At 73.4% G+C, this 11,469-nt stretch carries 12 protein-coding genes; 5 read left to right on the top strand and 7 right to left on the bottom strand.

From position 1 onward, the window contains the following. Both H1A17_RS31485 and H1A17_RS31480 read left to right on the top strand, forming a co-directional pair. Positions 1–551, top strand: a 551-nt coding sequence (locus tag H1A17_RS31485; RefSeq protein ID WP_228544597.1) for a class F sortase, incomplete at its 5' end; no start/stop codon positions are given. 48 nt (positions 552–599) lie between these two features. Then, the gene (locus H1A17_RS31480) at positions 600–1,547 is read left to right on the top strand and encodes a threonine/serine dehydratase (protein WP_194823581.1); all 948 of its coding nucleotides are present in this window, start codon (positions 600–602) and stop codon (positions 1,545–1,547) included. Positions 1,548–1,674: 127 nt separating this feature from the next. On the opposite strand, the gene H1A17_RS35720 is transcribed toward H1A17_RS31480, so the two are convergent. Then, on the bottom strand, positions 1,675–2,028 hold the full coding sequence (locus H1A17_RS35720; protein WP_145921023.1) for a DUF2203 domain-containing protein: 354 nt from the start codon (positions 2,026–2,028) through the stop codon (positions 1,675–1,677). Between the two features lie 350 nt (positions 2,029–2,378). Between H1A17_RS35720 and H1A17_RS31470 the strand changes: the two genes are divergently transcribed. Then, positions 2,379–3,242, top strand: a complete 864-nt coding sequence (locus tag H1A17_RS31470; protein WP_168222544.1) for an exonuclease domain-containing protein — start codon at positions 2,379–2,381, stop codon at positions 3,240–3,242. A gap of 93 nt (positions 3,243–3,335) precedes the next feature. On the opposite strand, the gene H1A17_RS31465 is transcribed toward H1A17_RS31470, so the two are convergent. The 5 genes from H1A17_RS31465 to H1A17_RS31445 all read right to left on the bottom strand — a co-directional run bounded on the left by H1A17_RS31465 (position 3,336) and on the right by H1A17_RS31445 (position 6,997). Then, positions 3,336–3,749: a phosphotransferase gene (locus H1A17_RS31465; RefSeq protein ID WP_228544596.1), complete on the bottom strand. Its 414-nt coding sequence runs from the start codon at positions 3,747–3,749 to the stop codon at positions 3,336–3,338. Between the two features lie 11 nt (positions 3,750–3,760). After that, entirely contained in the window at positions 3,761–4,579 is an 819-nt protein-coding gene (gene proC / locus H1A17_RS31460; RefSeq protein WP_145921025.1) for a pyrroline-5-carboxylate reductase, read from the bottom strand. Between the two features lie 76 nt (positions 4,580–4,655). Continuing rightward, positions 4,656–5,684 (bottom strand): 6-phosphofructokinase, encoded by a 1,029-nt coding sequence (locus H1A17_RS31455; RefSeq protein ID WP_088644698.1) that lies wholly within the window; start codon positions 5,682–5,684, stop codon positions 4,656–4,658. A gap of 178 nt (positions 5,685–5,862) precedes the next feature. Then, entirely contained in the window at positions 5,863–6,366 is a 504-nt protein-coding gene (locus tag H1A17_RS31450; RefSeq protein WP_145921026.1) for a pyridoxamine 5'-phosphate oxidase family protein, read from the bottom strand. A gap of 127 nt (positions 6,367–6,493) precedes the next feature. Continuing rightward, positions 6,494–6,997: a polyadenylate-specific 3'-exoribonuclease AS gene (locus H1A17_RS31445; RefSeq protein ID WP_088644696.1), complete on the bottom strand. Its 504-nt coding sequence runs from the start codon at positions 6,995–6,997 to the stop codon at positions 6,494–6,496. 282 nt (positions 6,998–7,279) lie between these two features. Between H1A17_RS31445 and H1A17_RS31440 the strand changes: the two genes are divergently transcribed. Next, complete coding sequence (locus H1A17_RS31440; RefSeq protein WP_088644695.1) at positions 7,280–7,972, top strand: Crp/Fnr family transcriptional regulator; 693 nt, start codon at positions 7,280–7,282, stop codon at positions 7,970–7,972. 93 nt (positions 7,973–8,065) lie between these two features. Here the strand turns inward: H1A17_RS31440 and H1A17_RS34905 are convergent, their stop codons facing one another. Next, complete coding sequence (locus H1A17_RS34905) at positions 8,066–8,236, bottom strand: hypothetical protein (protein ID WP_228544595.1); 171 nt, start codon at positions 8,234–8,236, stop codon at positions 8,066–8,068. Positions 8,237–8,446: 210 nt separating this feature from the next. On the opposite strand from H1A17_RS34905, the gene H1A17_RS31430 reads away from it, so the two are divergent. Continuing rightward, positions 8,447–11,469, top strand: a 3,023-nt coding sequence (locus H1A17_RS31430; protein WP_309236912.1) for an AAA family ATPase, incomplete at its 3' end; no start/stop codon positions are given.

The following is an 11,469-nucleotide window of genomic DNA, read 5'->3' as shown; positions in this document are numbered from 1 at the left end:
GGCCGGTGGCGGCCGGGGGCTGGCAGCCCGGCTGCGGGACCGGTTGCGCCACCGGGGCCGGCGCCGCCCGCGCCACCCCGGCCTCCCCCACCCGGGTACGCGTGGCGCGGGTCGGCGTCGACTCCCCGCTCACCGCACTCGGGCTGGACCGGGCCGGCACCCTGGTGCCACCGGCGGACTTCACCCGGGCCGGCTGGTACGGCGGCGGCCCGGCACCGGGCGACCCGGGGCCGGCGGTGATCGCCGGGCACCTGGACTCGCGGCGCGGCCCGGCCGTCTTCGCCCGTCTCGGCGAGGTGCGCCCCGGCGACCGGATCGAGGTGTGGCGGGGCCAGCACCGGGTGACGTTCCGGGTCACCGGTACGCTGCGCACGCCCAAGGACGCCTTCCCCACCGCCACCGTGTACGGCCCGACGCCCGGCCCGGAGCTGCGGCTGATCACCTGCGGGGGCGACTTCGACAGGCGCGTCGGCCACTACCGGGACAACGTGGTGGTCTTCGCGGTCGCCGACCCGCCGGTCGACCCCCTCCCCCGCTCCGCCGCCGACTGACCCGCCCACCGGCGCCGCCCCGGACACCCCGCCCGCTAGGCTCCGGCGGTGCGACTGACCAGCGTGTACGACGTCCTGGCCGCCGAACGCAGGCTCGCCGGTCGGATCGTCCGGACCCCGCTCCTGCCCTGCCCGCAGCTCGGCGACGAGTTCGCGCTCGACGTCGCGGTGAAGGCGGAGAACCTCCAGCACACCGGCAGCTTCAAGGTCCGAGGAGCGCTGAACGCGCTGCTCGCCCTGGCGGAACGGCAGGCGACGCCCGCCGGGCTGACCGCCTTCTCCGCCGGGAACCACGCCATGGCGGTGGCCTTCGCCGGGCGCGCCTTCGGCCTGCCCACCGTCGTCTGCATGCCCCCGCACGCGGTAACCACCAAGATCGAAGCGGTCCGCCGGTGGGGTGGGGAGGTCGTGCTCACCGACGACCTGCTCGCCACCTGTGAGGAGATCACCGCCGAGCGCGGCTACCACCTGCTGCCGCCGTTCGACGACCCGGACGTCATCGCCGGCCAGGCCACCCTGGGGCGGGAACTGCTGGCCGACGGCCCACCGCCGGGCCTGGTGCTGGTCCCGGTCGGCGGCGGTGGGCTGATCAGCGGGGTGGCCGCCGCCGTCCGCGCGGCCGTCCCCACCGCCCGGATCGTCGGCGTCGAGCCGGCCACCGCCAACGTCGTCGGTCACGCGCTGCGTACCGGCGGTGGGACCCCGGCGACCCGGCCGGTCTCGATGGCCGACGGACTGGCCGCCCCGTTCGCCGGCCGGCTCACCCTGGCCCACGTCCGGGACCTGGTGGACGACCTGGTGGAGGTCACCGAGGCGGACATCCGGGCCGCCTGGTGGGACCTGATGGCGGCCACCCGGCTGCTGCTCGAACCGGCGGCGGCGGTCACCCTCGCCGCGCTGCGCACCGGTCGGGTGACCGCCGCCCCCGGCACCCGGACGATCCTGGTCCTCAGCGGCGGCAACGTCTCCCCCACCCTGCTGACCACCCTGCCCTGACCCCCGCCCCGCCCCATCTCCGAGCCTCGCGCGATCTTGGAGTTCTGGTGCCGGTTTCGTGGGGATACATCCCCTTTTGCGCCCACCACAACTCCATGATCGACGCGGTGGGGTGGGGTGGGGTGGGTTAGCGGATGGGGCGGCGGCCGGCGAAGCCGCACTCGACGCGGTGGTACCAGCGCACGTCGGGGTCGCCCTCCAACCAGCACCAGAGCACCGCCCGGCCCTCGTGCTCGCCGGGGAAGTCGAGCAGCACCGGGGCGATCCCCTTGACCTGGATGTCGTGCGAGTTCAGCTCCTCCAGCACGCCGTGCAGCCGGGCCTCCAGGGCCTTGACCTCGGCCCGGCCGCCCAGCGCCGACATCCCCGGGCCGGCCAGGTCGGCCCGCAGCTCGGCCAGGTCGGCCCGGATGCCGATCAACTCGTCGATGCGGGGGTGCAGGGTGGCGACCAGGTACCGCGCCTGGGCGAGAGTGAACACGGGGCCAGTATGGGGCACCCGCGTGATCCGTACCGACCCGTCCGCCGGCTCCGGTCGGGCCGCGATGCCGGGCCGGGCCGCAACCCTGCCGGGTGACCCGTCGGGCAGGGGCCCGAGGCGGGCGGACGGCGACCGAGGGGCGGGCGGTGGGGCCGAGCGCCGACGTCGACCCGGTCCCGGTGGATGAAGGGTCACCATCGACCGTCCACATAGGTCACAGGGTGGCCCGGCCGGCGGGTGCCGACGACGCGGCCGATGGATCAAGATCTTCAGGCGCGCGGTCCGTCGCCTCTCCGTCCCGTCGCCGCACGCGCCAGTACATCCGCGAGACCGAACCAGGAGTCCCCATCGTGATCAACAAGTACCCCGGCACCTGTGGCACCTGCCGCGGCCGGGTGGAGGCCGGGGCCGGGCAGGCGCTCAAGCTCGGCGCCGGCTGGACCACGTACCACGACGACTGCGCGCCGGTGGAGGCGGCGCCGCCGCCGGGCACCCACCGAGGGTGGCACGACCTGCCGGTGGTGGGCTTCGACATCGAGACCACCGGCAACGAGCCGTTGGACGCCCGCATCGTCTCCGCCGCGCTGGTGTACTCCGACGGCACGACCAGGCGGTGGCTGGTCAACCCGGGAGTGCCGATCCCGCCCCGCACCACCGAGATCCACGGGATCACCGACGAGCTGGTCCGCAGCGCCGGAACGCCGGCCGGGACGGCGCTGGCCGAGCTGGGCACGGCCGTCGGGAAGGTGATCGCCGACGGTACGCCGCTCGTCGCCTTCTGCGCCCACTTCGACGTCACGACGTTGCACGCCGAGCTGGCCCGGCACGCCCTGCCGTCGCTGGACTGGGACCGCGCCGTCATCATCGACCCCTCGATCCTGCACCAGGAGGTCGAACCGTACCGGTTCGTCGGCCGGCAGCTCGGTGAGCTGTGCAGATACTACGAGGTGACCCTCGGCTCCGCCCACGACGCCACGAGCGACGCCCGCGCCGCCGTCGCGATGGCGGTGTCGATCGCGGCCCGGCACGAACGCATCGCCCGGATGCTCCCCGACGACCTCCACCGGGCGCAGATCACCTGGTATGCCGCGCAGAAGCGGAAGCTCCAGGAGTACTTCGACCGGCGGGGCATCGCCGAGACGGTCAGCCTGGAATGGCCGCTGGAGACCAGGCGACGCCGACAGGCCGACAATCCTCACCCCGATCAGGGCTGATTTCCTCGGTAGGCTGTCGGGCGACCCGGTGCGCGAACCGGGTCGCCCGACAGCCGACCAACCCGCTCGCCATCCCCGGTTCCCAAGGCATCATCAGCGTCGTTCGCGTCCTCGCCCACGCGGCGTGGGCCCCGCCGACTGTCCGCCGTCGGGGTACTCGCCGAAGATCTCGTCGAGGATCCTCCGTGAGTTCACCGCGGCCTCGCTGTCGGCCGGCGCGGCGGCGTAGGTGACAAGCGTCTTCCAGAGCGCCCAGCCACGCCCGCGCGCCCAGGTCGCGTCGTCGACGGACAGCCGCTCCCGGAACACCCGCCGGCCGTCGACGGTCAGCAGTGTCCAGGCGACAGCCAGGTCGCAGGAGGGATCGCCGACGCCGCAGGTGCCGAAGTCGATGACCCCCGCGAGGTGTCCACCGTCGAGCAGGAGGTTGCCCTGCGCCACGTCGACGACGACGCGTTCGGGCGGCGGGCCGAGATCCGCAATGTCGTCGGCCCCCGCCACTGACATCGCCGGCCGGGTCAGTCGGCCTGGGCGGCGAGTTCGCGGGCGCGGTCGCGGGCGGCTTCCAGCGCCGCCAGCAGCGCGGCGCGTACCCCGTGCTTCTCCAGCTCGCGGACGGCGGAGATGGTGGTGCCGGCCGGGGAGGTGACGGCCTCGCGGAGCTTGACCGGGTGTTCGCCGGAGTCGCGCAGCATCATGGCCGAGCCGATCGCGGTCTGCACGATCAGCTCGTGCGCCACCTGCCGGGGCAGGCCGAGCAGGATGCCGGCGTCGATCATGGCCTCGACCAGCAGGTAGAAGTAGGCCGGGCCGGAGCCGGAGAGGGCGGTCACCGCGTCCTGCTGCGACTCGGGCACCCGCAGGGTCGCCCCGAGCGGGGCGAACATCTCCTCGGCCAGGGCCAGGTGCTCGCCGGTGGCGTGCGCGCCGGCCGAGATCGCGCTCATCGCCTGGTCGACCAGGGCGGGGGTGTTGGTCATCACCCGGACCACCGGGGTGCCCTCGGGCAGCCGGCGGCTGAAGAAGCTGGTGGGCAGCCCGGCGCAGAGCGAGACGACCAGCTTGTCGGCCGGCACCTTGGGGCCGATCTCGTCCAGCAGGACGCCCGCGTCCTGCGGCTTCACCGCGATCGCCAGCACGGCCGCCTCGTCGACGGCGGTCAGGTTGTCGACCACCCGTACGCCGTACCGGGTGGCCAGCTCCTCGGCCCGCACGGGTCGGCGGGCGGTCGCCAGCAGCCGCTGCGCCGGCCAGCCGGACCGCAACAGCCCGGAGAGCATCAGCTCGCCGATCTTTCCCGCCCCGATCACCGCGACGGTGTGCCTCGCCGACCCCATGTCACCCTTCCGTCCCGTTCGTCCGGTCCCGTGCCCTTCCCCTCCGGCAGGGCGGAGGGGAAGGGGTGGGGCGCGATCAGCTGCCGAAGAAGACCTCGGCCTCGTCGTAGCGCTCGATCGGGACGGTCTTCAGCTCGCGGGTGGCCTCGGCCAGCGGGACCCGGACGATGTCCGTGCTCTGCATCGCGACCATCTTGCCCCAGTCGCCCTCGTGGGCGGCGTCGATGGCCTGGAGGCCGAGGCGGGTGGCGAGCACCCGGTCGAACGCGGTCGGGGTGCCGCCGCGCTGGATGTGCCCGAGCACGACGGTGCGGGCCTCCTTGCCGGTCTTCGCCTCCAGCTGCTCGGCCAGCCACTGGCCGATGCCGCCGAGCCGGACGTGCCCGAAGGCGTCCAGCTCCTGGTTGTGCAGGACCATCTGGCCGTCCAGCGGCTGGGCGCCCTCGGCGACCACGACGATCGGGGCGTACTGGTGCTGGAAGCGCTTCTCGACGTAGCCGGCGACCTGGTCGACGTCGAACTTGCGCTCGGGCAGCAGGATCACGTTGGCGCCACCGGCGAGGCCGGCGTGCAGGGCGATCCAGCCGGCGTGCCGGCCCATCACCTCGACGACCAGGGTGCGGTGGTGGCTCTCCGCGGTGGTGTGCAGCCGGTCGATCGCCTCCATGGCGATGTTGACGGCGGTGTCGAAGCCGAACGTGTAGTCGGTGGCGCCCAGGTCGTTGTCGATCGTCTTCGGCACGCCGACCACGTTGACGCCCAGCTCGTGCAGCTTGGTGGCGACGCCCAGGGTGTCCTCGCCGCCGATCGCGATCAGCGCGTCCACGCCCTGCGCGGCGAGGTTCTCCTTGATCCGCTCCACGCCGTTCTCGATCTTGAACGGGTTGGTGCGGGACGAGCCGAGGATGGTGCCGCCGCGCGGGAGGATGCCCCGCACCTCGGGGATGCCGAGCGGCTTGGACAGGCCCTCCAGCGGACCCTTCCAGCCGTCCCGGAAACCCACGAACTCGTGACCGTAAGTAGCGACGCCCTTACGGACCACCGCCCGAATGACCGCGTTGAGACCTGGGCAGTCGCCGCCGCCGGTGAGCACGCCGATACGCATGATCTGCTCATCCTCCTGGAACGTCAGGTGAAGCCCGGATAAGCCCCAGGATATGTGTCCGCTCAGACCATCGGCGTCGTTGCCGGCCCGGGGCGGGCCGTCAGTGCGCACTGTAGTCGGCTCAGGTGTACGCCGACACCGCGCCCCGGCCGGTCCCGCCCACCCGGGCGGCTACCGGTCAGTAGCTGACCTCGTGGTTCTCCCCCAGCTTCGGCGGCGTCCCGGTCACCGCCGCCTTGGCGAACCCGAGCAGGTTGACCACCGTGCCGCCCGGGGAGTCCCAGTACTCGGCCGAGCTGGCGTGCACCTTGAGCAGGGTCAGCCCGGGGGTGTCCAACCCGTCCGGGAACCACGCCTTCAGCACCGGGTTCCACAGCTGCTCGGCCCGTGCCCGGTCGTACGCCTCCTGGGCGGTGCCGGAGATCGACACCCAGGCGTGGTGACGCTGGTCGGAGAAGGCGACGTTGACCTCCGGGTTGACCCGGACCTGGCGCATCTTGGCCGAGTCGGCGTAGGCGAAGAACCACAGGTCCCCGTCGAACTCGGCCGCCTGCAGCCCCATCGGCCGGCTGAGCATCCGGCCGTCCACCCCGATGGTGGTCAACATGCAGATCCGGGCGTCCCGGATCAGCTCGGTCACCCGCCGCCGGGCGTCGGTGATGGTGGTCGCGTCGTCGGCCATGGCGCACTCCCTCGGATCGGCTCGCCCGGATCCGGTGCCCCCGACGGGACCGGTCAAACCTGCCGATCGTCACGGGCTGTCAACACCGACGGCCGGACCCACCGGCACCGGGCCGCCGACGCCGGGATCACCCGGGACGGGCCGTCATCGCCTGCCAGCGGGCCAGGTTGTGCCGGGCGTCGACCAGCGCGTCGTGCCGGTCGGCCGCCGCCTCGGGCAGCCGGGGCCGGCCGAGGTCGTCCCAGAGCTGCCGCAGCTCCTTGGTGAACCGGGGGATCTCCCGGGGCAGCGCCGGCATCGCCCCCCAGAGCTGGGCCAGCACCACGTGGTCGTACGCGGCGTACCAGGCCCACAGCTCCAGCTGCTCGCCCGGCCGGTCCCGGATCGGCTCCAGCAGGAACTCGTGCAGGTCGTCCCGGATCCGGGCCCGGGAACGCCAGGCCCGGTCGGCCGGCGAGGGGAGCTTGTCCAGCACGTTGCGGCGGACCCAGGGCACGGCGCGGGAGTCGTCGAACTCGGTGGAGACCGCGTAGAACTCGCGGCCGTACTCGTCGACGACACCGATCGACACGAGGTCGACCAGCCGGCCGTCCTCGATGAACTCGCAGTCGTAGAAGTAGCGGTAGACCATCACCGCCCATCCTCGCCCACCGCCGGTGACCGCCGACGGGCGGGGCGGGCACCGGCGGCACCGCCCGCCCGCGACCCCGCCGGCCCCCGACCCGGTGGTCCGCCGCAGCTTGCGCAGGGTCACGGAAAGGTTTACAGGGGTGTACAGCAAGCGACTGGGCCGTCATGATCTGATGTGTACCGCTACCGGACGCCGAAGCGGTGTCAGTTCACCTCTTCAGGGGCCGTCAGGGTTCACCCGGTGAGCGAAAATTGTGGTCCGTGACCGGGGAGGGGTGGGGCCGTGGACATGCGCCTGCCGGAGCCGGGTGACGCCCTCACGGGGGTGGAGATGTTCGCCGGGCTGGAGCCGGAGGTGCGCCAGCGGGTGATCGCCGCGGCCGTGCCGCGCACCTATCGCAAAGGTCAGTTGCTTTTCGTCGAGAACGATCCCGGCGAGTCGCTGATCGTGCTCCGCCGGGGGGCGGTGGCGGTGTTCCGCACCGCGCCGACCGGGGAACGCGCGGTGCTGTCGGTCATCCGACCACCGGACGTGCTGGGCGAGGTGTCCCTGCTGGACGCCTCCACCCGTTCCGCGTCGGCCGAGGCGATCGAGGACTGCGCGGCGCTCGCCCTGTCCCGCCCGGCCTTCATGGAGCTGGTGCACTCCAACCCGCGCATCCTGGACGCGGTGATGCGCTCGCTGGGTGGCCTGATCCGGCGGCTCACCGAGCAGAACGCCGACCACGTCTTCCTCGACCTGCCCGGTCGGGTGGCCAAGACGCTGGTCCGGCTGGCCGGGGAGAGCCAGGCCCCGATGATCACCATCGAGCTCAACCAGAGCCAGCTGGCCGAGATGGCCGGCGGTTCCCGGCAGAGCGTCAACCAGGCCATCGGCTCCTTCGCCAGCCGCGGCTGGCTGCGTACCGAAGGTCGTCGGATCGTGGTCACCGACGTGGCGGCGCTGCGCCGACGCGCCGGCATGAGCGACCGCTGAGGGGTTTCCCCGGGCGGCGACGCCCCGGCGGGTGAGCGGGAACGCCACACCGGCGCGGCCGGCGGACCGAGGTCCGCCGGCCGCGCCGGTCGTTCACTTGCCGCTGTCGTCCGCCGGCGGTGCGCCCGGCCCCGGTCCGATCTGGTCGGGCGGTGTACCCGGCCCGGGCCCGATCTTCTGTGGCTTCGACGTCGTGGTCGTGGTCGTGCCGGCGTCCGAAGTCGTCTTGCTGTCGGGATTCTCCACCATGCCCTGCTCCTCCATTCTGGCGAGAGTGACCGCGTCGACGTCGACCGTCTCCCCGGGGGACCGGACGGTACCGTCCGGATCGGTCCAGTAGGCGGACAATCGCACCTGCACGGCACTCTCCTGACAGTGAGTTTTCCTCGTGAGGAACACTAGTGGCGGCCGACCAGCCGCAGGGTCCGCCCGCACGTCGGGTACCCGACTGGCCCTCCGCGGCGGGATAATGGGATCTCCTCACGTACGGAGTTCGTCATCGACCTCAAGTGTGGACACTGCTCACGGGCGGCGGGCCCGGACGACCGCTTCTGCGGCGGCTGCGGACAGGCGCTGACGCTCAACTGTGCCTCCTGCGGGCACGGCAACAGTCCCGAGGCCAACTTCTGCACCAGCTGCGGGCAGCCGCTGCGCGACCACGCGGTCACCGTGCAGGAGGACCGCCGCCAGGTCAGCGTGCTGTTCATCGACATCGTCGACTTCACCACGTACGCCGAACGGGCCGACCCGGAGCAGGCGCGCAGCCTCCAGCAGGCGTACTTCGCCACCGTCCGCAAGCTGGTCCACCAGTACGGCGGGGTGGTGGAGAAGTACATCGGCGACGCGGTGATGGCGCTGTTCGGCGCCCCGGTCGCCACCGACAACGACGCGCTGCGCTGCGTACGGGCCGGGTTGGAGCTGCAACGGAACCTGGCCCGGCAGGCCGCCGGCCCGCACCCGCCGCTGGGTTTCCGGGTCGGCGTGGCCACCGGCGAGGCGCTGGTCGACCTCTCCGCCACCCGCGACGGCGGCCAGGCGTTCGTCACCGGCGACGTGGTGAACACCGCCTCCCGGTTGCAGGCGCTGGCCCCCACCGGCGGGGTGGTCGTCGACGAGAGCACCTGGTCGGCCACCCGACACGAACTGGAGTACGTCGACCGGCCGCCGGTCACCCTGCGGGGGCGTTCCACGGTGAGCCGGATCTGGCTCGCCGTGCGGGCCCGGCCCCGGACCGACCCGCAGGCCGCCGAGCTGACCCCGATGGTCGACCGGGAACACGAACGTGGCCTGCTGGTCAACGCCCTGCACCGGACGGTCACCGAACGCACCTCCCAGCTGGTGACCGTCTTCGGGCCGGCCGGGGTGGGCAAGAGCCGGCTGCTGCGGGAGCTGTCCCGGCACGCCGCCAACCTGCCCGGTCACCGGGTCACCTGGCTGGTCGGGCAGTGCCCGCCGTTCGGCGAGAACGTCACCTACGCCGCGCTGGCCGACATCGTCAAGGGTTGGCTGGGCGCGCCGGACACCGACGACCCGGAACCGCTGCGCGACCGGCTCCGCGACCGGCTGCGTCAGCTCGACGACCCGCACGCCATGCGGCTGGCCGGCGCGCTCGGGCCGCTGCTGGGGATGACCGGGGAACGGCTCAACCCGGGCGAGACCGAGGCGGCCTGGCGACGGTTCCTGCTCACCCTCGCCGGGCGGGGCCCGACGGTGCTGGTCTTCGAGGACATGCACTGGGCCGACCAGGCGATGCTCACCTTCGTCGAGCAGCTCGGTGCGGCGGCCCGGGGCGTACCGCTGCTGGTGGTGGCGACCGCGCGGCCCGAGCTGCGGGAGCGGCAGCCGGCGTGGACCGGCACGATCAGCGGCGCGATGTCCATCTCGGTGCCGCCGATGCACGACGCGGACATCGACACCCTCTACTCCCTGCTGCTCGGTCAGGCCACCCTGCCGGCGGCGTCGCGGGCACCGCTCATCGAGTTCGCCGACGGCAACCCGCTCTACGCCCAGGAGTACGCCCGGATGCTGATGGACGGCGGGCTGCTGGAGCCGAGCGCCGCCTTCGATCCGGCCGGCACCACCGACATGCCGCGTACCGTCCAGGCGGTCATCGCCAACCGGCTCGACCTGCTCGACCCGGCCGACCGGGCGGTGCTCCAGGCCGCCGCCGTGGTCGGGGTCCAGTTCTGGCCGGCGCCCGTGGCCGCCGCCCTCGGCCGGACGGTCGAGTGGGTGGAGCGGGCACTGGACCGGTTGCAGCGCCGGGACATGGTCTTCGAGCTGCCCACCTCCACCATGGCCGGTCAGCCGGAGTACCGCTTCCGGCACATCCTGGTCCGCGACGTGTGCTACCAGCGGCTGCCCCGGGCGGAACGGGTGCTGCGCCACCAGCGCACCGCCGACTGGCTGGCCCAGCTCACCCAGGCCGGCCAGCAGGACCTGGCCGAGGTGCTGGCCAACCACCGCTGGACCGCCCACGAGATCGCCCGGACGGTCGGACTCGACCCCATGCCGTACGCGGTGGCGGCCCGCACCGCGCTGCACCGGGCCGCCCGCCGGGCGTACGAGCTGCACGCGCTGGAGAACGCGGCCACGCTTGTCGGCCGGGCGCTGGAGGTCGGCGGGGCGCCCGACCCGGGGCTGGAGCTGTTCGCCGCCCAACTGGCCCTCTTCCGGGACGGGGACGCGTTCCTGGTCGACGGGGGGACCGAGGCGTTGACCGGGCTCACCGAACGGTTGGCCGCCGTCGGGGACCGTTCCGGCGCGGCCCGCGCCTGGACCCTGCTCGCCACCGCCGCCTGGAGCCGGGCCGACCGGTCCGAGACGCTGCGCTGCCTGGACCGGGCCAACGCGATCTACGCCGAGCTGCCGGAGTCCGAGGAGAAGGCGGAGGCGCTGCTGGAACTGGCCCGGGTGCGGATGCTCAACGCCGAGACCGATCCGGCCTGCGTGGCGGCCTCCGCGGCGGCGGAACTGGCCGAGCGGCTGCGGCTGCCCGAGGTACGGGCCAACGCCCGGATCACCCTGGCGGTGGCCCGCTTCATGGCCGGCGAGAAGCAGGCGTACGCGGAACTGGCCGAGGTGGCCGAACAGTGCCGGGTGGACCGGCTGGTCAGCCGACGCCGGGCGGTGCACAACCTCGCCTGGGCGGCGCAGGAGGAGGGTGACCTGGCCCGGTCGGCCCGTCTGGTCGACGAGCAGCGTTCGCTCGACCCGGGTGGCGGGCACAGCCTGGCGACCAGCTTCGCCGACAAGTGGGCGCGGGCGTACTACGCCGGCGACTGGGTGGCGGCGCTGGAGCTGGGCACCGAGTCGACCCGGCTGCCGACGGCCGAGTGGGACCTGCACATCGTGGCGGTTTCCGGCTGGATGCGGGCGCTGCGGGCCGACTCCGCACCGACGACGGACGAGCCGGCCGCAGGCGCGGCGGCCCCGGGCACGACGGAGCCGAGTGCGGCGGACCCGGGCACGACGGAGCCGAGCGCCACGGGTCCCGG

Source organism: Micromonospora sp. S-DT3-3-22, assembly GCF_015354745.1.
GTDB classification, from domain to species: Bacteria; Actinomycetota; Actinomycetes; order Mycobacteriales; family Micromonosporaceae; genus Micromonospora; species Micromonospora wenchangensis.
This window is presented reverse-complemented; position numbering and strand designations above follow the sequence as displayed.